Genomic DNA, 21389 nt, shown 5'->3' on the forward strand with positions numbered 1-21389 from the left:
TGCGGCGGGCGGGTGCGGATGGTGCGGTGCGCCGGTGCGCGGATCCCAACCCCAGGGGCCCGAGCAGCCGTTCCGGTGGCCGTCGCGCCCTCGCGTCCGGCCGTTCCACCGCGTCGCCGCGTACCGCGCCCGCCGTGTGCGGACGCGGCGCGCCTCAGTCCGACTGGCGGGCCACCAGCACGTTGTCGAGGATGCCGAGCGCGTCGGGCACCAGGACCGCGGCCGAGTAGTAGCAGCTCACCAGGTACGAGATGATCGACTGATCGTCGATGCCCTTGAAGCGCACGTTCAGGCTGGGCTCGTACTCGTCCGGAATGCCGATCTGGTGCAGGCCGATCACGCCCTGCTCCTTCTCCCCGACGCGCATGGCCATGATCGAGGTGGTCTGCGTGCCGCTGACCGGGATCTTGCCGCACGGGAAGATCGGCACCCCGCGCCAGGCGGGCACCCGCCGGCCGTCGATGTCCACCGGGTCCGGGTACAGGCCGCGTTTGCTGCATTCGCGGCCGAACGCCGCGATGGCCTTGGGGTGCGCGAGGAAGAACGTGGTGCTGCGCCGCATGCTCAGCAGCTCGTCCATGTCGTCCGGGGTCGGCGGGCCGGACTCGGTGTAGATGCGCTGCTTGAGATCGCAATTGTTGATCAGGCCGTAGTCCGGGTTGTTGACCAGGTCGTATTCGCGGCGCTCGTACATGGCCTCGATGGTCAGGCGCAGCTGCTGCTCGACCTGGTCCATCGGGTCGTTGAACAGATCCGCGACGCGGCTGTGCACGCGCAGCACGGACTGCGCGAGGCTGAGCTCGTATTCGCGGGGCTGGGAGTCGTAGTCGACGAAGGTGCCGTCGAGCAGTGGTTCCCCGGAATGGCCCGAGGCGACCACGATTTCGGCCTCGCCGTACTTGTTCTGCGATTTGGGCGGCGCGGAGGCGACGGCGGACAGATGATCCGCGAGCGCGGGAATGTTCTCGCTGAGTTCGCCGAGTCCGGCGCGCGGCAGGACGAGCATGGTGCAGGGGGTGACGGTCTTGACGGTCACCGGCCAGATGCCGGACGGCTCGATCAGCATCTCGTCGCCGAAATAGTCACCGCCGGCCAGCATGCCGAGTTTGGTGACCTCGCCGTATTCGCCGGTGCCGAGTTTGGTGAGCTTGCCGTGCACGATCAGCATGACCTGATCCATCGGGTTGCCGAATTCGGCGACGACGGTGCCCGGCGCGAGGTCGCGCTGTTCGAATCGCGCGGCGATGGCGGCCAGCGCATCTTCGTCGTCGAAGCCACGCAATTGCGGCAATTCCTGCAGCTCGGCCGGAATCACCCGGGCATTGGGGCCGTTGATGATGAATTCCACCTCGCCGTTGCCCACGGTGTGGGTGAGCCGGCGGTTCACGCGGTAGACGCCACCTTTGACCTGCACCCACGGCAGGCTGCGGGTCAACCAGCGCGAGCTGATGCCCTGCATTTGCGGTTCGGATTTGGTGGTGTGCGCCAGCTGGTGGGCGGCGGTGGTACTGAGGGTTTTGCGCTGGCCATTGGTTTCGGCGTGAATGGGCAATTCGATGGTCATGCTGCGGTCCTCACCTCGAAGGGCCACCGGGGACGGCACGCTAGCGCAGGAGTCCACGGCGAAACGGCAGGTCCGATGGGGGCCTGCTGAAATTAGACATGGGGATGAAATGACAAGCGAGACAGTGCGTTCCAGCGATACCGATGGTAGATCGCGAACTTCGGCACGCGCAGGCAAACGCATAAACATGATGACTGGCGCATTGCTATGACCGGCGTGTCCGGGCTTCGCGGACTCGCAGAAACACGGCGTTATTCGGCGTGTCGTGGTTGCGACCCGCAGTGTGACCGGGCGAACTTGTTCGCGGATGGGTGTATTCGCAGGTTTACAGGATCTCGCTGAAAGATTGCTCTGCCGCTAAATAGCGGTCGGTCGGTATTGGTAGCCCGCATGGTGCTGGTCACAGCCGCCACGCGCTAGGGTGGCTCTATGGCAAGCTCATCTGGACGCGTTGGGGCGGATAACGCAGGTCACAAGCAGGATGGGTCTGGGAGCGAAGCCGTGAAATTCAGTACGAAGTCCGTTGTCGGGCCGATGCAGCGCCTGATGGCGACCGCCCAGAACGGGCTGGAGGTGATCCGGTTCGGGGGACTGGTTCACGACATCGAATCGTCGCCGTACGAAATCGTCGAGCGCAAGCGCATGTACCGGCTGCGGCACTACTTCCCGGACGACCTCGGCGCCGATCGGCCCGCGGTGGTGCTGGTGCCCCCGCTCATGGTGACCGCCGAGATCTGGGACGTGAACGGCGTGGACGGGGCCGTGGGCATTCTGCACCAGGCCGGAATCGACTGCTGGGTGGTCGATTTCGGCTCGCCCACCACCGAGGAGGGCGGCTGGGACCGCGACCTCGCCGACCACGTGCTCGCGGTCAGCAGCGCCATCGACACGGTCACCGAATTGACCGGGCGCGGTGTGCATCTCATGGGCTACTCGCAGGGCGGCATGTTCGCCTACCAGACCGCGGCCTACCGGCACGGCAAGGGCGTGGAGTCCATCGTCACCTTCGGCAGCCCGGTGGACGCGGTGGCGGGCATGCCCTTCGGCATCCCGCACGGCCTGGCCTCCGACGCCGCCGACTTCCTGACCGATCACGTCCTGAACCGGCTGCCGATCACCGATTCCATGGTGCGGCTGGGCTTTCAGGCGCTGGATCCGGTCAAGACCGCCAAGGCGCGCCTGGACTTCCTGCGCCAGCTGCACGACCGCGAGGCGCTGCTGCCCAAGGAGCGCCAGCGCCGGTTCCTCGAGACCGACGGCTGGCTCGGGTACCCCGGGCCCGCGCTCACCGACCTGCTGCAGCAGTTCGTCAAGCACAACCGAATGATGCTGGGCGGCTTCGTCATTCGTGACCAGCCCATTTCGTTCGCGGACATCGCGAGCCCGATCCTCGCCTTCGTCGGCGAGGTCGACGACATCGGCCAGCCGGCCGCGGTGCGCGGCATCGTGCGGGCCGCGCCCAACGCCGACGTGTACGAAGCCAGCGTGGTGGCCGGGCATTTCGGCCTCGTGTCGGGCTCCACCGCCACCCGCAACACCTGGCCGCTGGTGCGCGACTGGGTCAACTGGCTCAGCGGGCGCGGCGATCTGCCCGCCCAGATCGACCACATGAGCCAGGAGGTGACGCGCAACGGACCGCGCACCGGGCTCACCCGCGTGGTGCACGCGGTCGGCACGCTCGCCGAGGCGGGCGCCGGGCTCGGCCGGGCCATCGAGGGCGTGGCGGGCCAGACCCTGCGCGGCACCGTCGAACTCGGTGGTGAGGCCGCGCGCGCCCTGCCGCGCCTGACCCGGCTCGGGATGATCCAGCCGCACACCCGGGTCTCGCTGGGCCGCCTGCTCGCCGAACAGGCGCGGCGCGGGCCCGATCGCGAGGCGTTCCTGTTCGAGGATCGCGTGCACACCCATCGCGCGGTCAACACCCGCATCGACAACGTGGTGCGCGGGCTCGTCTCGGCGGGCGTGCGCCCGGCCGGGCGGGTCGGCGTGGTCATGGAGACCCGGCCCAGCGCCATGGTCGCCATCGCGGCGCTGTCGCGCATCGGCGCTGTCGCGGTGCTGCTGGCCCCGGGCAGCGAGCTGTCCAAGGTCGCCGAGCTGACCGGCGCGAAGCTGCTCATCTCCGATCCGGAGAATCTGCCCGCGGCGGCCGAGACCGGCATCCGGGTGCTGGTGCTCGGCGGTGGCGATGCCCGCACGCTGGACGTCCCCGCCGGTCGCGAGGTCGTCGATCTCGAGCAGATCGTGCCCGAGCAGGTGACGCTGCCCGCGTGGTACCGGCCCAACCCCGGCCTCGCACGCGAGCTGGCGTTCATCCTGGTCACCGGTACCGGCGATCGGTTCGACATCAAGTACGTCACCAATCACCGCTGGGCGCTGTCGGCCTTCGGCACCGCCTCGGCGGCGGATCTGGACCGCAAGGACACCGTCTACTGCCTTGCGCCGCTGCATCATTCGTCCGGTTTACTGGTGAGTCTGGGCGGTGCGGTGGCCGGCGGCAGCCGGATCGCGCTGGCCCGCTCGCTCGACCCCGCGCAGTTCGCCGCGGAGGTGCACCGGTACGGCGTCACGGTCGTCACCTACACCTGGACGATGCTGCGCGACATCCTGGACGCGGACACCTTCCCCAAGGGGCATTCGCATCCGATCCGGCTGTTCATCGGTTCGGGTATGCCCGCCGGGTTGTGGCGGCGCACCCAGGACCGCTTCGCCCCGGCGCGGGTGCTCGAGTTCTACGCCTCGATCGAGGGGGATGTGGTGCTGGCCAACGTGTCCGGCGCCAAGGTCGGCAGCAAGGGGCGCCCGGTGCCCGGCACCGCCAAGGTCGAGCTGATCGGCTACGACCCCGAGGGCGAGCAGATCCTGGTCGACGGCGCGGGTTTCGCCCGGCGCTGCGCCGACAACGAGGTGGGCCTGCTCATCGGGACAGCCTCGGACAGTGTGGATCTGTCCGCGGGCGGGCTGCGCGGCGTCTTCGCCCCCGGTGACTCCTGGATGCCGACCGAGAACCTGTTCCGCCGTGACAGCGACGGCGACTACTGGCTCATGGATCGCGTGGACACGGTCATCCGCACCCCGCGCGGCCCGGTGTTCACCCAGCCCATCGTCGATGTCCTCAACGACATCACCGCGGTGGACATGGAGGTGGCCTACCGCCTGCCCGCCGCCGACCGCACCCTCGCGGTCGCCGCGGTGAGTGTCCGCGCCGGCCACCGCCTGACCCCCGCCGACGTCACCGAGGCCCTGCGCGCCCTGGCCCCCGACCAGCGCCCCGACCTCATCCACGTCGTGGACGACATCCCCCGCAGCTCGACGTTCCGCCCCTCGACCCGCGCCGTCCAGGCCGCCGGCCGCCCCGCCCCGGGCGAGGGAACCTGGTGGTACAACCGCGAGTCCGACCAGTACGAGGTCCTGACCCCGGAACTGGCCGAGCGCCTGGGTATCTGAGCGGTCCGGGCCCCGCGCGGGCGTGGTTGCGGACGCGCGTGCGGACGACCCTGCCGGACGAGATCGCGGCGGTAGCATGCGAGAGGTGAATTCCCTTGTCGCGCGTGTGATGTCCACTGTCGCCGGTCAGCTCGGCAATCCGCACGGATTGCTGGGGCGGGGGACCGCCGCCGTCCTGAACCGGGCCAACCGGGTGCTCATCGACGAGGCGGTGATCGCGGCCGACCCGGGGGCGGGGGAGACGGCGGCGGACATCGGGTTCGGCGGCGGGGTCGGGTTGACGCTGCTGGGGGATCGGGTGGGGGACACCGGGCTGGTGTACGGGTTCGAGATCTCCGGGGACATGGTCGCGCGGGGGCGGGCGGGGCACGCGCAGGCGATCGCGGCGGGCACGCTGCGGATCGAGGAGGGGTCGCTGACCGCGCTGCCGGTCGGCGACGGCGTCCTCGACGCGCTGATCACCGTCAACACCGTCTACTTCGTCGCCGAACTGGACCGGGTCGCCGCCGAGTTCGCCCGGGTGCTGAGCCCGGCCGGCCGCGCCGTGATCGGTATCGGCGATCCGGACGAGATGGCGCGAATGCCGTTCACCCAGTACGGGTTCCGGCTGCGCCCGGTCGCCGAGATCGTCGCCATGCTGGAGGCCGCCGGGCTGCGGGTGGAGCACCGGGTGGTCGAGCGCAAGCCGATGAACGGCCACCTGCTGATCGCCCGGCACGCCTAGCCGGGGGTTCGCGCCACCGGGCTAGACGGTGAAGCTGGTGACCCCGTCGATCACGCGCTCGATCTGCGCGGCGGACAGTCCCGGCCACAGCGGCAGGCGCACGACGGTCCCGGAGAACTCGGCGCTGCGCACGCACGGCACCGGGGTTCGGCCGAGCTTGAGCCCGGCGGGGCTCGAGTCCAGCGGGATGTAGTGGAACGGGGCCGAGATACCCAGCGCGCCAAGGTGTTTGATCAGGTCGTCGCGGCGGCTCTCGGTGGGTACGCGCAGGAAGTACAGGTGCGCGGTGTGCTCGCGGTCGTCCGGCACCGTCATGAGCCGCACGTCGTTGCGCGCCGCCCACTCCGGCAGCGCGGCGGCGTAGGAATCCCACACCCGGTGCCGGTTGGCCTGGATGACATCGAACTCGGCCAGCTGCGCGTCCAGCACCGCCGCGTTCAATTCGCTGGGCAGATAACTGGATCCGATGTCCTGCCACGAGTACTTGTCCACCGCGCCGCGCAGGAACCGCGCCCGGTCCGTGCCCTTCTCGCGAATGATCTCCGCACGCGCCATGAGGATCTCGTCGGTGAGCAGCAGCGCCCCGCCCTCGCCGCAGTGCACGTTCTTGGTGTCGTGGAAGCTCAGCGCGCCCACGGTGCCGATACTGCCCAGCGCGCGGCCCCGCCAGCGCCCGCCCAGCCCGTGCGCGTTGTCCTCGATGATCGCGAACCCGTGCGCGTCGGCGAGCTGCCGCAGCCCCTCCATATCGGCGGCCACGCCACCGTAGTGAATGACCACCACGGCCTTGGTGCGCTCGGTGACCGCGGCGGCGACCGCCTCCGGATCGAGATTGCCGGTCGCGGCGTCGATATCGGCGAACACCACCGTCGATCCGCGCAGCGCCATCGAGGTCGCGGTGGAGGTGAAGGCGAAACTCGGGACGATGACCTCGTCCTCGGGCCCGAGTTCCAGTAGCAGCCCGGCCATTTCGAGCGCGTGCGTGCACGAGGTGGTCAGCAGCGCGAACGGCGCCTCGGTGATGGTCCGGAGCGTGGCCGTCGCGCTCGCGGTGAACTGCCCGTCGCCGTGGCTGTGATCGGAGGCGAGCACGGCCTCGAGGTTGCTCAGTTCCCGGCTCGCCCGGTACGGACGGCTGAAGATTACGCGGTCGGCACTCACGCGAGTCGGTCCCCTCTGGCGGTCGGTGGCAGCTCCGGTTCGTCCGGGCGGCGCGACGTCGTGCCGGGGCAGGAGACGGACGGAATCGGCATCGGCTGGATCAGCTTTCGATGCCGGTGTCGGCCGGCACTCCCCGACGGACGGCGGGGCCCGAGCTGTCGAACTCTAGCACGGTGCCCGGACGGCGATTCCGCGCCGCCGGGGGTGGAATCGGCATGGGCATCGCGCCGGTGACGTGCGGGGCGCGGTGTAGTCTCTGGAACTCGTGGTCGACAGTGGAGCTCTCGATAGCCGGCGTGCGGTCTTCCGATGGGGAGCGGTCACCGCGATCGGCGTGCTACTCGGATACGCGGCGGTCCTGCTGGCCGACGCCCGCCACTTCTACACCGACGACACCGAATCCCAGTACGCCCCGATGTGGGTGATGATCGGCAACGCGCTGCGCGAGGGCCGGTTCCCGGTGATGGTGCCCGACCAGTGGATGTCGGGCAACTACACGATGGAGGAAGCGGGCCTGTTCAACCCGCCGCAGCTGCTGATCGATCTGATCGCGCCGTCGGTGCCGAACCTCGCGGTCTACGCCACCATCGTCAAACTTCTCTTCTCGATCATCGCCGGCCTCGGCGTCTACCGGGTGTGCCTGGCCTACGGCTCCCGCCCGGAATGGTCGGCGGTCGCGGGTGTGGCCTTCCCGTTCACCGGCTTCTTCCTGTTCTTCGACACCGCCAGCTGGATGACCGCGCTCACCGGCACGGCGTGGATGCTGCACGCCTGGGCCGCCTCGGTCCGGTACGCGCGCGGCCAGGGCGGCCCGATTCCGGTCTTCGTCTTTCTCTACCTTGCGATTTCGGTCCAGTACATCTTCCCGGCCGTCGAGGCCGTGCTCATGCTGGTCGCGGTCGCCGTCGGCGAGATCGTGACCCGGCGCGCGTGGCCGCAGGTGCTGCGGCTCGCGGCGGCCGCGGGCTGTGCCGGGCTGGCCGGTCTGCTCACCTTCCTGCCGTCGATGCTCTCGGCGAAGGTGAGCTGGCGCGGGACCGCGCAGATCAACAACGACCAGTTCCTGACCGTGCCGTGGTCGGAATCGCTCAATGCCAGTCTGCCGAGCACCTTCCCGGCCTTCAGTTCGTGGTGGGGTTATGTGCAGCCGCTGCCAATGACCTATATCGCCTGGTTCCTGATTCCGGCGCTGGCGTTCGTGGACTGGCGGGCCGCGCGCGAGCATTGGAAGCAGTTCGTCTCCATCGGGCTGTTCGTGATCATGGCGCTGATGTGGACCGCCGGGCCCGGCACCATCGGCCCGCTGCGCTGGCCCGCCCGCGTGCTGCCGATGCTCGCCGTCGGCCTGCTCATCCTGGTGTGCGTCCTGCTGGGCCGGTTCGGCACCGTGCGTGACTGGCGGGGTCGCGGCGCGGCCGCGGGCGTGCTGATCCTGCTGCTGTTCGTGCGGACCTTCTCCGCCGATCCGCGCGACGTGAGCTGGCACGTGCTCTCCGCGGTCGTGGTCGCCGCGCTCACCGCCGGCGCGGTGTGGCTGGGCCGCACCCGGGGCACGGCCGCGGCCTGCCTGCTGACCCTGATCGCGATCTTCCCCATCGCGTACTTCCAGGTCCGCAGCGTGCAGCCCAACCTGATGTCGTGGAATCTGCCCGCGAACCGGGAGGCGGCCAAGGCCGACTTCCCCGACTTCGCGGGCCGCAACATCCAGCTCGGCGACCGCGGGCTGATCGGGCCCGCCGACAAGAGCCTGGACGCCGCGTACGGCTCCCTCGTCTTCGGCAACTACGCCAAGGACCTGGAACTGAACTACGTCCAGGGCTACACCCCCAACGGCCACTTCTACTTCGGTGAGCTGCTGTGCATGCGCTGGGACGGCAGCGTCTGCCCCGACGCCTACCGGCGGATGTTCGCCCCCGAACCCACCACCGGCCGCACGCTGGTCGATCTCATGCTGCTGGACCGGGTGATCCTGCAGCGCGCCATGTTCCCCGACGCCCGCGATCAGCCCGCCCCCGCGGGCTGGCATTTCGCGGACTATCCGGGGCACGAGCGCTGGATCTCGGTGCTCGAGCGCGACGGCGGCCCGATCTCGGGCGTGAACGGCCGCGTCGCCGATGCCCGCGACGCCACCGCCACCTCGCTGTCCGAGACCGACACCACCAGCCGCCTCCGCGTGACCTCGGAGAACGGCGGTCGCGTGGTCTTCGCCCGGCTCGGCTGGCCCGGCTACCGCGCGACCCTGAACGGTCGCGACATCGATTTCACGACCGTCGCCAATTCCTTTGTCGCGGTGGATGTCCCGGCCGGAACCCGGGACGCGGAACTGGTGCTGACCTGGCGGCCGCCGGGCTGGAAGATCGGCATGGGCACCGCCGCCGCCGGACTCGCCGGGCTCGTCGCCCTGCAGTGGTTCCACCTGCGCTCGCGCCGCCCGGACGAGGACGATCCGGCCGGTCCGGACAGCGAATCCGCCCCCGAGGCGGATCGCGAACTGGCAGGCTCGGTTTCGTGAGTACCGCCGACTTCTCGCCGGAAGCGATCGCGACACCGGACCGGGCGCCCGCCGCCGCCGAGCCCGCGCCCCCCGGCCTGCTGCTGCGCCTGGTGCGACGGCAGGAGGTCGCCTTCGCCCTGGTCGGCGGGTTCAATACCGCGCTCGGCATGGTGCTGACCGTGCTGTGGCTGTCGGTGCTGGAGGGTGAGGTCGCCAAGCCCGTCGCGGTGGCGCTGGCCCCCGCCCTGGCCTACGCGGTCAGCATCGTGGTGGCGTTCGTCCTGCATCGCACCCTGGTGTTCCGGGTCCGCGGGCACGCGCTGCGCGATTTCCTCGCTTTCTGCGGGGTGAATTCCGGCGGGCTGCTGTTGAATCTGCTGCTGTTGCAGCTGGCGGTTTCGGTGCTGCACGCGCCCGCCAAACCGGCGGCCGTGGTGGTGATGGGGCTGGTGGCGGTCCTGAGTTTCTTCGGGCACCGGCACATCTCGTTCCGCCGCAGCGAGGATTCCACCGCGTCGCATTCCTGAATTCACCGGGGTTCCACGCTCCAGCGGATGCGCGGATCCGGACAGATGGCTAGTTTGGGACATGGAAGCCGTTGTCCGCCATCAGTTCAGGAAACTCGTGAGTACCAGCTTCATCTATCGGCACGAAACGATCTACGGATTGCTGATGCGGGGGTTGTACGGCCGGCACTACGGTGCCAGGTACCGAGCCATCGCGGCGGCGATTCCCGACGGCGCGCAGGTGCTCGACCTCTGTTGCGGCCCGGCCACGCTCTACACGCGTTATCTGCGCGGAAAATCCGTGCGATACACGGGTTTGGATCTCAACGAGCGTTTCGTCGCCGGGCTCACCGCGGCGGGCGCGGACGGGCAGGTATGGGACCTGCATTCGGCCCTGCCGCTACCGGCCGCCGATTACGTCCTGATGCAGGCGAGCCTGTACCACTTCCTGCCCGAGCCCGAACCCGTCATCGATCGCATGCTGGCGGCCGCGCGGGAACGGGTGATCATCGCTGAGCCGATCAAGAACCTGACCTCGAGCGGCAATCGCGTGCTGGCCGGTCTCGGCGGGCGGTTCACCGATCCGGGTGACGGCGCGGCGGCGCATCGATTCACCGAGGACACCCTGGACGAGCTGTTCCGCGGCTACCCCGAACACGTCGTGGAGCGCACCCTCATCGCGGGCGGGCGCGAGAAGCTGTACGTGCTGCGGCCCTGACCGGGCCGCCGGGGCGTTCAGCTCCCGACCCGCTCGATCTCCCGCTCGGCGGCCGCGCGGGACTCCCGGGTGTGCTCCGGGCGCGGCGTCGGCGAATCCACGGTCAGGTACAGCGGTTTGCCGACCAGGATGTGCAGGGCCACGCCCAGGTACTCGGCGATCAGGCCCAGCGAGAACAGGATCGCGCCCGCGCAGAACAGCAGCACCACGATCATCGAGGTCCAGCCCTCGGGCGCCCAGTCCTCCCGGGTGAGCGACTCGTACACGATGACCACGGTCAGTGCGGCGCCGGCCAGCGCCAGCGTCATACCCAGCATGCTCACCAGGCGCAGGCCGCGAGTTCCGCTGCACAGCACCATCTTCCAGAACAGCGAGAACAGGCGCCGGTAGTTGTAGCCCGACTCCTCGCGGCCCTCGGCGCGCAGCGCTACCGGAACCTGGGCGACGGTGTCGACCACCCAGGTCAGCGCCACGTCGAGGTACACGCCGTTGGAGGCGACCTCGGCGAGCTGGCGGCCGATGTCGCCGCGGATCAGCCGGTAGCTCTCGAAACGGGTGGAGTCGGGGAACGCGAACACCGTGGCCAGTACCAGTTTCGCGCCGCGCGAGGTCAGGTTGCGCAGGAAGCCGTGCGGGCGGGTGTTGGACGGCTTCGAGTAGATCAGGTCCGCGCGCTGCTCGAGCGCGGCGTCCAGGAACGCGCCGATGGCCGCGGGATCGTGCTGACCGTCCTCGTCCATGGTGACGATCCAGTCGCCGCGCGCGGTCGACATGCCCGCGATGGTGGCCGCGTCCTGCCCGAAATTGCGGCTCAGCCAGACCGCGCGCACCTCGGCGTGCTGCTGCAGCAGCTCCTTGATCGCCACATCGGAACGGTCGGGGCCGTGATCGTGCACGAGGATGATCTCCTCGACCACGAAGGGCACGCCCGCGGGCGTCGTGCTCGGCGCGGTCAGCCGGTGCAGTTCGGCGACCAGCGCACCGATGGTGTGTTCACCCCGGTACACCGGCACCACGACGGACACCGCGTGCGGCCGGTCGACGCCGGGCAGCGCGGGTGTATCGGTCGAAGCGTCGACGTCGGAGTGGTACATACGTCGGGAGGGAAGCGGCATCAGCTGAATCGACTTTCGAAGACGGTGCGTGCCGGTGCTCCTCGAGAGGGCGGAGCCCGAGCCGCGTGAACTCTAACACGGTGGGTTATCGGTATTCCCGCTCCGGATATCACCCGCGGCGGGGGCCCGCGCAGCGGCGTTGCTACGGCGATGCCAAGAACCGTATCGCGCTGTAGGGTTGGGAACTCGTGACGGGCAGTACAGATTCAATGGTGGCTTCGACCGGAGGCGCACACGTTCCGGAGGCCGCCGGAGGTGAAGCCGTCGAACGACGAAATGTCTTGCGCTGGGGCGTTATCACCGTGTTCGGCGTGCTGCTCGGTTATGCGGCCGTGCTGCTGGCCAATTCCCGCCATTTCTTCACCGATGACACCGAATCGCAGTACACCGGATTGTGGGTGGCGATGGGCCGCGCCTTGCGCGCCGGTGAATTCCCGGTGCTGTGGCCCGAACAGTGGATGTCCGGCAACAACACGATGGACGATGCGGGACTGTTCAATCCGCCGCAGCTGCTGATCGATCTGCTCGCGCCCTCGTTCGACAATATGGCGCTGTACGCGACCCTGGTGAAACTCGTCTTCGCGATCATCGCCGCTCTCGGGGTGTACCGGATCTGCCTCGCCTACGGCGGCCGCCCGGCCTGGTCCGCGGTCGCGGGCATCGCGTTCCCGCTCTCGGGCTTCTTCCTGTTCTTCGACGAAGCCAGCTGGATGACCGCGCTCACCGGCACCGCGTGGCTGGTGCAGGCCTGGGCCTCCGCGGTGCGCTACTCGCGCGGGCAGAGCGGTCCGATTCCGGTCTTCGTCTTTCTCTACCTGACGATTTCGACCCAGTACATCTTCCCGGCGATCGAGGCGGCGCTCATGCTGTGCGTGGTCGCGGTGGGGGAGATCCTGTACCGGCGGGCGTGGGCGCAGGTGGCGCGGCTGGTCGCGGTCAGCGCCTGCGCCGGGCTCGCGGGCCTGCTGACCTTCCTGCCCAGCATGCTCTCGGCCAAGGTGACCTGGCGCGGGACCGCGCAGATCAACAACGACCAGTTCCTGACCGTGCCGTGGTCGGAGTCGCTGAACGCCAGCCTGCCCAGCACGCTGCCCGCGTTCAACTCGTGGTGGGGCTACATCCAGCCGATGCCCATCACCTATATCGCCTGGTTCCTGATTCCGGCGCTGGCCTTCGTCGATTGGCGGCGGGCGCGCGACGCCTGGCGCGAGCTGAGCGCGCCCGCGCTGTTCGCGATCGTCATGCTCATGTGGGCAGCCGGGCCCGGCACCATCGGTCCGCTGCGCTGGCCCGCGCGCGTGCTGCCGATGATCGCGATCGGCCTGCTGGTGCTGGTGTGCGTGCTGCTCGGGCGGTTCGCGACCGTGCGCGACGTGCGGGCGCGCGGGATCGCCGCGCTGGTGCTGATCCTGGCGCTGTGGGTGCGATCGTTCTCCGCGGATCCGCACAACGTGATCCTGCACGTGCTGGCCGCGGGCATCCTCATCGGCGCGGGCGCGCTGGTGGTGTGGCTGGGCAGCACGCGGGGGACGGCCGCGGCGTGCGCGGTGGTCGTCGCCGTCATGTTCCCCATCGCGTTCTGGCAGGTGAGCGCCGCCCAGCCGACGCCGACCTCCTACAACATGCCCACCAACCGGTCCGAGGCCGGCGCGGTGTTCCCGAAGTTCCCGGGCACCACGATCCAGCTCGCCGATCGCGGCCTGCTGCAGCCGGGCGACCGCGGCCTGGACGAGGCCTACGGCTCCCTGGTTTTCGGCAACTACGCCAAGTCGCTCGAACTCGAGTACGTCAACGGGTACACCCCGACCGGGCACTTCTACTTCGGCGAACTGCTGTGCATGCGCTGGGATTCCAGCGTCTGCCCCGAGGCGTACACGCGCCTGTTCGCCCCCGAGCCGGTCACCGGCACCCCGCTGATCGACCTGCTGAAACTGGACCGGGTCGTGCTGCAGCGGGCGCTGTTCCCGACCGTGCGCGACGAGCCCGCGCCCGCGGGCTGGAAGTGGGTGGATCAGCCCGGCCACGAGAAGTTCATCTGGGTGCTCGAGCGCGAGAACGGCCTCATCTCGACGGTGAACGGCCGCGTCGCCGACGCGCACGACGTGACCGCGACCTCGCTGTCGGAGACCGACACCACGAGCCGGGTCCGGGTGAGCTCGCCCGAGGGCGGCCGCGTGGTGTTCTCCCGCCTGAGCTGGCCCGGCTACCGGGTGACCCTGAACGGCGAGCCCCTGCCCATCACCACGATCGCCAAATCGATTGTCGCGGTGAATATCCCGCCCGGCACCGACAACGCCGAACTGGTCCTGACCTGGCGCCCGCCCGGCTGGAAGATCGGGATCGGCACCGCCGCCGCGGGTCTGGCCGGCCTGGCCGTCCTGCAGTGGATGTACGTGCGCTCCCGCCGCCCCGACGAGGAGCCCGAGGCCGCCGAGCCGTCGGACGAGCCCGAACGCGAGCTGGCGGGTACGCCGTCCTGACCGTCGGCGGAACGCCACCGGAGTCGGGTTCACCGCGTCGGCCGAGCCGCCGGGTTTCGCAGTCGGCGAGCCGGGATTCGATTCGGGCCGGGTGGGCGTCTGTTCGCCGGGACGTCGTCCGGGTAGCGGTCGGCAAGACGCGGGCCGGCGGGCCGTCCCGCCGGCCGATTTCCGGTGCCGGGCCCACCGTGGGCCCGGCATCGTGAGCGCGGTGCCGGGCCCGTCCCGGCCACCCGGTAGGTTGTCGATCATGTCGGAGGAAATCCTGGACGCCACCCTGCTGAGCCTGCTCGCCTGCCCGCAGGACAAGGGCCCCCTGCTGCTGGTCCGCGACGATCAGGGCGACAGCGTCCTCTACAACCCGCGCCTGCAGCGCGCCTACCCGATCGACAACGGCATCCCCGTCCTGCTGGCCGACGAGTCCCGCCCCGTCGACGACGTCGAGCACACCGCGCTGATCGCCCAGGGCTGAGCCGGCCCGGCCCGCCGAACCCGCGACCTGCCGTGATCAGGCTGCTGCACTAGGGTTTCGGTGTGAATAGCTATCCGGAATCCGGTTCATACCCGCACCCCGGTGGCCAGGGGGGATTTCCACACGGCGCGCCCGTGCCATCCGGTTTCGCCCCGCTGCCGCTTCCCGTTCGAACCGCGCGGCGCCGAGATCTGGTGCAGGCCATCCTGTTGGGGCTCGGCGGGGTGCTGCTCGGCGTCGGCTCCTTCCTGCGCTTGCTGACCATAGGGCACAACTCGGCGTATGGGAGCTGGGTGACATCGTGGGCCTACGGCAGCGATCTTGGGGCGGCGAGGGACTTCTCCAGCCTGTACGGCATCATCTTCGTTCTCGCCGTGCTGCTCGCGGTCGGTGCGGTGGCAGTTCTGGCGACCGGCAAAGGCGACCGGCCGCGGGCAAGCGCCTTGGTATCGCTGGCAACGGGAGCGGTTCTCGGCACAGCCCTGGGTGTCGTCCTCAACGTCGGCCTCGCGCCCCTCGTGCAGCGGAACGGCGACCTCGAGTACACCTACGGTGCCGCGTTCTGGCTGTGTGTACTGACTGTGCCGCTGGCACTGCTGGCGACCGCCGCGGCCCCCTCGTCGTCGGGTACCGGATTCAACGTCACTGTGGACTCGTACGGGCGGCCACAGCGCGAACGGTCGACCGGTCTCGACGTGACCGCCGCCGTGCTCCTGATCCTCTACGCGCTCGTCACCGTGGGGATCGCGATCGCAGGGTTCATGTTCGGGTCGGGCGAACGCATGTTTCTCGTGTTCGACGACGAGTATTCGAGCTTGATCGCGGCGGGTGTGAGTGCACTCTCCGCCTTCGTCGGTGCCCTCGTTCTGCTGTTGGCCGGCAGGATTTTCGCCCGTCGGGCCGGTGCCACAGCGGCGGCGCTGGCGTTCACCGTCGGTGCCGGCACCTTGATGCCGAAGATCGATATTGTGCGTGATCAGGATGGGGGCTTCGACTATTTCGGTGGCGACTTCTATGTCCAGGTGTTCGCCACTCTGCTTGTCCCGGTGGCCATGGTGCTGACTGTGCTCGCCGCAGGGTCCGCACCGCGCTACCGCACCCCGTATCCCGCCGCTCCGCCTGTGAACCCGTATGCCCCGATGGGCGGGTTCCCGGCACCGGCGGCGCCCCAGGGTTATGCTCCCGGCTTTCCGCAGCAGGGTGCGGGTATGCCGCACACGCAACCACCCGGTGGATTCGGCGGTGTCCCGGGCGAGTTCGCGCCCGGAGCGGATGGGCAGGGCGGGTTCCCACCCGGTGGAACACATCGGGCGCAGTACGCCCCGAGCCTGCAGAAGCCCGGTCAGATCTCCCCGCCGAAGCAGGGAACGCACTAGCAGCGGTTCTCTCCCGTGGTCTCGACCGCGGCGCGAACTACGAACCCGCCGGCAATTCGCCGGTGAAATAGCGCTGCAGCGTCGGTCCCACGGCCGCCACCAGTTCGTCGATCGGCATCGACGCGATCGGCTCCAGGCGGATGAGTTTGCGGGTTACCAGGAGACCGGTCAGTTGGGAGGCGGCCAGTACCGAGCGTTTCGCGCCGTCGCCGACGGCCGAGTCCAGGCGCAGGCGAACGCCTTTCAGGATCACGTCGAGCAGCAGGGTGCGGGCCAGGGCGGGATCCGAGGTCGTCAGCAGGGTGCGAAATGTGGCAATCGCCGGTATCCCGATCGGGGAGTCCCATACTGTAACTACCGCCCGCACAAGGGTTTCGCCCAATTGATCCAGCGGCGCCGCCGCGATCTGCGACAGCACCACCTCCGGATCGATAGGGAAATCCAGTGCGGCGGTGAACAATTCCTTCTTGGTGCCGAAGTAGTGATGCACCAGGGCGGGATCCACGCTCGCGGCGGTGGCGATCGATCTAATGGACGCCTGGTCGAACCCCACCTCCGCGAACCGCACCCGGGCGGCGTCGAGTATCGCCTCCCGGGTGCCGGAATTTCCGGGCCTGCGCCCGCTGCGCGTGTTCTCGATGCCGCTCACGGGCTCGTCTGTACCACCGCCGGCACCGGCCGCGCCACTTCGGGCGCCGCCGGTGCCGCTCGGGGGGACACTCACGCGGTGCGCCTGCGCAGCGTGGCCGCCCCCAGTGCCAGCGCGACCGCGGCGAATCCGGCCACGATCGCCAGATCCCGCCACATCTGCCCGGTCGCCCCGGTGTGCGTGGCCACCTGCTGCAGCGCGTCCACCGCGTAACTCAGCGGCAGCACGTTGCTGATCGCCTCCAGCCAGCCCGGCAGCTCGCCGCGCGGCACCAGCAGCCCGCACAGGAAGAACTGCGGCAGCACGATCACCGGCATGAACTGCACGGCCTGGAACTCGGTGCGCGCGAACGCACTCGCCAGCAGGCCCAGCGCCACCCCGAGCATCGCGTCCAGCACCGCGATCAGCACCACCAGCAGCGGGGACCCCGCGGCCTCGAGGCCCAGCAGCCAGAACGACACCGCGCACGCGATGATCGCCTGCCCGGCCGCGGCGACCGAGAACGCCGTGCCGTACCCGGCGAGCAGATCGATCTTGGACAGCGGCGTGGTCATGAGTCGTTCCAGCGTGCCCGAGACGCGTTCGCGCTGCATGGCGATGGCGGTGATGAGGAACATGACCACGAATGGCAGGATGCCGAGCATGGTGATGCCGATCCGGTCGAACAGCCGGGGCGCGCCCGGCGCCACCGCGTAGTCCCGGTACACGAAATACAGCAGCGTCATGAGCAGCGCCGGAACGACGAGGATCATGGCCACGGTCCGATGATCGGCGCGCAACTGCTTCAGGATGCGGACCGTGGTGGCGCCGTAGCAACGCAGCGGGTTGCGCCCGGCCGGGCGGGCGAGGGTGGCGGTCACAGCTTTTCTCCCATTCGAATCAGGGCGAGGAAGGCGTTCTCGAGGCTGGATTCGCCGGTGCGGGAACGCAATTCATCCGGGCTGAGCTGAGCGAGCAGTTTGCCCTCCCGCATGAGCAGCAGGTTGTCGCAGTGTTCGGCCTCGTCCATGACGTGGCTCGAGACCAGCAGCGTGCACCCCTGTGCGGCCAGGGCGTGGAACTGCTCCCAGAGGTCGGCCCGCAGCACCGGATCCAGGCCGACGGTCGGCTCGTCCAGTACGAGAATCTGCGGGTTCGCCACCAGCGCGCAGGCCAGCGACACCCGGGTGCGCTGCCCGCCGGAGAGCTGGTTGCCGCGATTGCCGGTGTGCCCGCCGAGTCCGACGGCGTCGATGGCCGCGCGCACGTCCTGCGCCGAAGACCCGTACAGCGCACCGAAATACGCGACGTTGTCGGCGACGGTCAGATCGTCGTAGATGCTGGGCGCCTGGGTGACGTACCCCAGCCGGTGCCGCAGCCCGGCCGAGCCGGCGGGCTCGTTCAGTACCTCTACCGCACCCCCTTCGATGAGCTGGGTACCGACGATGCTGCGCATGAGCGTGGTCTTGCCGCACCCGGACGGCCCCAGCAGCCCGGTGATGCTGCCGCGCGGCACGGTCAGCGAAATGTCATGCAGGACTTGGCGTTCGCCTCGTCGCACCTGCAGGTTCCGGACCGCGATCGCGGGGTCTGCGATGGGTGCCGTCACGGGTCACCTCTCAATTCATCAAGTGTTGAATTCACTACGTGATGAATTATGTGGCCACCGCCTCGGAAAGCACAAGACCCCGGCGCGTGTCGTGTCGGCACGCGCCGGGGTCTGCCCCGAAGAGCGTCAGTGACCTGCGTGCGGAGCGATCTGCCCGGCCTGTCCACCCGGCTCGACAACCACGAACTGGCCCATCATGCCGAGGTCCTCGTGCCACAGCAGGTGGCAGTGGAACATGTACGGCGTGTTCGGATCGGCGGCACCGTCGAACCGCAGCACCAGGTCCACGGTGTCCCCGGGGGCGAGGAAGACGGTGTCCTTGGGCCCGCGCAGTTCGGGCGGCGGCCCGGACCCGTTGATCCGGGCGACGGCGAACCGCACGTCGTGCACGTGGAAGTTGTGCGGCATGCCATCGGAATTGGTGACGGTCCAGGTCTCGGTGCTGCCCCGGGTCACCGCGGCGTCGATGCGATCCATGGCCATGGCGCGGCCGTTGATCTTGGAGAAGCTCAGGTCGAAGTCGCGCCGCAGCACCGAGTCCGACTCCCGCGGCAGTCGCGGATCCACCAGCGCGGCGGGCAGCGCGGGGGAGGGCCGCAGCGTGGCGGCCGCGCGCAGTTCGAGCACGTCGAAGCTGTCGTCGCCGCCGCTGAATCGGCTCCCGAAGAAGTCCAGTCCCAGATCGGGATTCGTGCTGCGCAGCGTCACGCGCTCCCCGGCGCGCACGCGCACGACGATCTCGGCCCGTTCCCCCGGGGACAGCCGTATCCCGTTCAGCTCGGCCGCCCGCTCGAGCAGCCCGTTGTCCGTGCCGACCAGGGTGAAGGCGCGATCGTCGGAGAATCCGAAGTCGTAGACCCGCGCGGTCGAGGCGTTGAGCAGGCGCAGGCGCACCAGTTCGTCACCCACTTCGCGGTACGGCGCGAGCGTGCCGTTGACCAGAATGCGGTCGCCGAGCACGCCGATATCGGCGAACATGCCGCGCCCGCTGTCGAATTCCGCGCCGTCGAACTTCACGTCCTGCACGATGACCGGCAGATCGTCGACCCCGTACGTGCGCGGCAGCGGCAGTGCCGCGGCGGCGTCGTCATCGAGAATGAACATGCCCGCCAGCCCTTTTCGCACGTGCGATTCGGTGGCCCCGTGCGGGTGCGGGTGATACCAGAGCGTGGCCGCGGGCTGATCGACCTGCCACTCGGGTTCCCAGCTCGCGCCCGCGGCCACCATCTGATGCGGACCGCCGTCCATGGCGGCGGGCAGATGCATGCCGTGCCAGTGCACCGTGGACGCCTCGTCCAGGCTGTTGCGCACCCGGACCCGAACCCGCTCACCCCGTGCGGCCCGCAGCGTCGGTCCCAGATAGGAGCCGTTGAACCCCCAGGTCTCCGTCTCCCGGCCCGCCTGGAATTCCGTTGTTCCCGAGCGCATGTCGAGCTCGAACACGCGCGTCCCGTCCGCCTCCACTCGCGAGTCGGCCGGCGGCGGGATCCGGAGTTCGTTCTCGAACCGCACCCGCCCCACCGTCGACACGTCCGCGGTGGTGAACAACCACACCGTGCCCCCGCCGATGACCAGGGTCGCCACCGCCAGGAAACCGGTGAGGGCCAAGAGAATTCGCCGCGTACGCGACCACAGCACTGCCATCCGCCGACAGTAGGAATTCGACCCGCCCGCCCGCATCCGGCAGCACCCCGATCTCGGCCCCCAGCCGTCCCTGATATCGGTCCCGGATGACGGGTTCGAGAATTCCGGGTGAAACGGACCATCCGGGATGGTTGGGGTGCCGGACCACCACTAAAGTCTTCCCGTGACCAGCGATATCCCGAACACGGCCGAGGACGCGGAAGCGGGTGGGCAGCACCGCGCCTCCACCCTGGAACTGTTCTTCGACCTCGTGTTCGTCTTCACCATGACCCAGTTGACCCACGCCTTCACCCACCATCCCGGCTGGGCCGCGCTGGGGCAGGTCGCGCTCATGTTCGGCGTGATCTGGTGGATGTACGCCGGCTACGTCTGGCTCACCAACGAGGTCGCCCCCGACAACTCGAGCCGCCGCACCTGGCTGCTGATCGGCATGTTCGGCTTCTTCGTACTCGCCCTGGCGATTCCGGACGCCTTCACCGGCTCCGGGCTGGCCTTCGGCCTGGCCTACGTTCTGGTCAACACCGTGCACACGCTGCTGTTCGCGAGCGCGGGTGGCGCGTCCGCGGCGCTCGCGATCCGCCGCATCGGCCCGATGAACGCGCTGACCGCGGGGCTGGTGCTGGCCGGCGGCTGCATCCACGGCTGGCCGCGCTATCTGCTGTGGGGCCTGGCCTTCGCGATCCAGATCCTCACGCCCTACCTGGTGGACACCGGCGGCTTCGTGGTGCGCACCGCCCACTTCTGCGAACGGCACGGCCTGGTGCTGATCGTGGCGCTGGGTGAATCGGTGGTGGCCATGGGCGCCGGGCTCGCGGGGCAGGAGATCACCCCCGCCCTCATCGCCATGGTGGCCGTCGGCCTGACCCTGGTCTACGTGCTGTGGTGGGCGTACTTCGGCCTCGACGACGAACGCGGCGAGCACGCCCTCGAGGCGCGTCCCACCGCCGAGCGCGCCCGCCCCGCCGTGGTCGCCTACGACTACGGCTTCTACGTGCTGCTGGTCGGCATCATCCTCACCGCCGCCGGCATCAGCATGAGCATCGCGCACGGCGGCGAACCCGCGAGTACCGCTGCCGCCCTTGCGCTCTCGGGCGGCGTCGCGGTGTTCTTCCTGGGCCAGGCCGGTTTCCGCGCGGTGCTGGGCCTGCCCCGCCCGGGTCTGCGCCTGCTCGGCGCGGCGGCGGTGCTGGCGACCGCGCCGATCGGCATCGTCTGGGTGGCCTGGGCGCAGCTGGTCGTCCTGGTGGTCGTGGCCTACGCCTTCGTCATCGCCGACGACGTGATCAGCGTGCGCGGCGGCGAAGAGGGCAAATACGTCAGCCGCCCCACCTTCGCGGTCCGCCGCCCGCGTGGCTAACCGCACAGGGGTGACCAAACCCTGACGGATCCGCGCCACGCCGCTGTCGCGCGTGCGCCCGGGCGGACCGCGGGCCAGCATCGACCGCATGACC

General features: G+C 69.4%; 16 protein-coding genes. 9 read left to right on the forward strand and 7 right to left on the reverse strand.

Features of this window, described 5'->3' with window-relative positions:
• Nucleotides 1–154 precede the first annotated feature (154 nt).
• Nucleotides 155–1564 (reverse strand): family 2B encapsulin nanocompartment shell protein, encoded by a 1410-nt coding sequence (locus ACWIGI_RS19880; RefSeq protein ID WP_454203872.1) that lies wholly within the window; start codon nucleotides 1562–1564, stop codon nucleotides 155–157.
• 534 nt (nucleotides 1565–2098) lie between these two features.
• Here ACWIGI_RS19880 and ACWIGI_RS19885 point away from each other — a divergent pair.
• Nucleotides 2099–5011, forward strand: a complete 2913-nt coding sequence (locus ACWIGI_RS19885; protein ID WP_454203914.1) for an AMP-binding protein — start codon at nucleotides 2099–2101, stop codon at nucleotides 5009–5011.
• 76 nt (nucleotides 5012–5087) lie between these two features.
• A complete protein-coding gene (locus tag ACWIGI_RS19890; protein ID WP_454203873.1) occupies nucleotides 5088–5735 on the forward strand; it encodes a methyltransferase domain-containing protein in 648 nt (215 codons plus the stop codon).
• 21 nt (nucleotides 5736–5756) lie between these two features.
• On the opposite strand, the gene rffA is transcribed toward ACWIGI_RS19890, so the two are convergent.
• Nucleotides 5757–6896, reverse strand: coding sequence for a dTDP-4-amino-4,6-dideoxygalactose transaminase (gene rffA, locus ACWIGI_RS19895; RefSeq protein ID WP_454203874.1), 1140 nt, complete (start codon nucleotides 6894–6896; stop codon nucleotides 5757–5759).
• A 265-nt stretch (nucleotides 6897–7161) separates the two neighbouring features.
• On the opposite strand from rffA, the gene ACWIGI_RS19900 reads away from it, so the two are divergent.
• The 3 genes from ACWIGI_RS19900 to ACWIGI_RS19910 all read left to right on the forward strand — a co-directional run bounded on the left by ACWIGI_RS19900 (nucleotide 7162) and on the right by ACWIGI_RS19910 (nucleotide 10614).
• Nucleotides 7162–9408, forward strand: a complete 2247-nt coding sequence (locus ACWIGI_RS19900; protein ID WP_454203875.1) for a hypothetical protein — start codon at nucleotides 7162–7164, stop codon at nucleotides 9406–9408.
• On the forward strand, nucleotides 9405–9917 hold the full coding sequence (locus tag ACWIGI_RS19905; protein ID WP_454203876.1) for a GtrA family protein: 513 nt from the start codon (nucleotides 9405–9407) through the stop codon (nucleotides 9915–9917). Before ACWIGI_RS19900 ends, ACWIGI_RS19905 begins: the two co-directional genes overlap by 4 nt.
• A 97-nt stretch (nucleotides 9918–10014) precedes the next feature.
• The gene (locus ACWIGI_RS19910) at nucleotides 10015–10614 is read left to right on the forward strand and encodes a class I SAM-dependent methyltransferase (protein WP_454203877.1); all 600 of its coding nucleotides are present in this window, start codon (nucleotides 10015–10017) and stop codon (nucleotides 10612–10614) included.
• A 17-nt stretch (nucleotides 10615–10631) separates the two neighbouring features.
• Here the strand turns inward: ACWIGI_RS19910 and ACWIGI_RS19915 are convergent, their stop codons facing one another.
• A complete protein-coding gene (locus ACWIGI_RS19915) occupies nucleotides 10632–11729 on the reverse strand; it encodes a glycosyltransferase family 2 protein (RefSeq protein ID WP_454203878.1) in 1098 nt (365 codons plus the stop codon).
• 311 nt (nucleotides 11730–12040) lie between these two features.
• On the opposite strand from ACWIGI_RS19915, the gene ACWIGI_RS19920 reads away from it, so the two are divergent.
• From ACWIGI_RS19920 to ACWIGI_RS19930, 3 genes are all read left to right on the forward strand, one after another.
• Nucleotides 12041–14209, forward strand: a complete 2169-nt coding sequence (locus ACWIGI_RS19920; protein WP_454203915.1) for a hypothetical protein — start codon at nucleotides 12041–12043, stop codon at nucleotides 14207–14209.
• Between the two features lie 250 nt (nucleotides 14210–14459).
• The gene (locus ACWIGI_RS19925) at nucleotides 14460–14681 is read left to right on the forward strand and encodes a Trm112 family protein (RefSeq protein WP_454203879.1); all 222 of its coding nucleotides are present in this window, start codon (nucleotides 14460–14462) and stop codon (nucleotides 14679–14681) included.
• Between the two features lie 62 nt (nucleotides 14682–14743).
• Nucleotides 14744–16057, forward strand: coding sequence for a hypothetical protein (locus tag ACWIGI_RS19930; protein ID WP_454203880.1), 1314 nt, complete (start codon nucleotides 14744–14746; stop codon nucleotides 16055–16057).
• A 37-nt stretch (nucleotides 16058–16094) separates the two neighbouring features.
• On the opposite strand, the gene ACWIGI_RS19935 is transcribed toward ACWIGI_RS19930, so the two are convergent.
• The 4 genes from ACWIGI_RS19935 to ACWIGI_RS19950 all read right to left on the reverse strand — a co-directional run bounded on the left by ACWIGI_RS19935 (nucleotide 16095) and on the right by ACWIGI_RS19950 (nucleotide 19938).
• Entirely contained in the window at nucleotides 16095–16706 is a 612-nt protein-coding gene (locus ACWIGI_RS19935; protein WP_454203881.1) for a TetR/AcrR family transcriptional regulator, read from the reverse strand.
• Between the two features lie 71 nt (nucleotides 16707–16777).
• A complete protein-coding gene (locus ACWIGI_RS19940) occupies nucleotides 16778–17566 on the reverse strand; it encodes an ABC transporter permease (protein WP_454203882.1) in 789 nt (262 codons plus the stop codon).
• Nucleotides 17563–18294, reverse strand: coding sequence for an ABC transporter ATP-binding protein (locus ACWIGI_RS19945; protein WP_454203883.1), 732 nt, complete (start codon nucleotides 18292–18294; stop codon nucleotides 17563–17565). The genes ACWIGI_RS19940 and ACWIGI_RS19945 overlap by 4 nt, the downstream gene beginning before the upstream one ends.
• Nucleotides 18295–18420: 126 nt before the next feature.
• On the reverse strand, nucleotides 18421–19938 hold the full coding sequence (locus tag ACWIGI_RS19950; RefSeq protein ID WP_454203884.1) for a multicopper oxidase family protein: 1518 nt from the start codon (nucleotides 19936–19938) through the stop codon (nucleotides 18421–18423).
• Between the two features lie 163 nt (nucleotides 19939–20101).
• Here ACWIGI_RS19950 and ACWIGI_RS19955 point away from each other — a divergent pair, with 163 nt between their 5' ends.
• Nucleotides 20102–21295, forward strand: a complete 1194-nt coding sequence (locus tag ACWIGI_RS19955) for a low temperature requirement protein A (RefSeq protein ID WP_454203885.1) — start codon at nucleotides 20102–20104, stop codon at nucleotides 21293–21295.
• The last annotated feature ends 94 nt before the right edge of the window (nucleotides 21296–21389 follow it).

The sequence above is a fragment of the Nocardia sp. NPDC055321 genome, assembly GCF_053645575.1.